The 546-nt window shown below is 69.6% G+C and carries 1 protein-coding gene; it reads right to left on the bottom strand.

What is annotated here, in order from left to right:
* Positions 1-546: DDE-type integrase/transposase/recombinase (locus tag ABD652_RS13930; RefSeq protein WP_344722426.1), on the bottom strand; the 546-nt coding region annotated here is incomplete at both ends.

Raw genomic sequence — 546 nt, 5'->3', positions numbered from 1 at the left:
CCGTTGTCGGTCAGCGTCGTCGCCGGCAGCCCGTAGGTGTCAGCGGCGGCGGTGAAGGTCTCGATCACCGTGGTCCCGGTGATGCGGGCGTGGGCGCTGAGGTGCAGCACGAATCGTGCGTGGTCGTCGAGCCAGCAGATGATCTCGGCGTCGGTTCCGTCGGCCAGCGGCCAGTGGGTGAAGTCGGACTGCCACATCTGGTTCGGCGTCTCGGCCGCGAAGCGTCGCCAGGAGGAGCGGGGGCGTTTCTGCGGCTGGGCGGCAACGACCCCGTGGCGCTTCAGGATCCGCCAGATCGTGGTCACCGAGGGTCTGGCCCCGGTCGGCAGGTGGTGGTGGATGCTCTGGGCTCCGGCGTCGAGTCCGTCGGCCTGCAGGTCCTCGCGCAGCTTCAGGATCTTCTGGACGGTGGTGCTGCTGGTGCGGTTCGCGCTGGCGCGAGGCCGTCGTGAGCGGGGATCGACTCCGGCGAGTCCCTCGTGGCGGTGGCGGGCCAGCAGGACTCGGATCCAGCGGGTCGAGATTCCGAAGCGATCAGCCACTTCG

The sequence above is a fragment of the Nesterenkonia halobia genome, assembly GCF_039536005.1.
GTDB lineage: Bacteria > Actinomycetota > Actinomycetes > Actinomycetales > Micrococcaceae > Nesterenkonia > Nesterenkonia halobia.
This window is presented reverse-complemented; position numbering and strand designations above follow the sequence as displayed.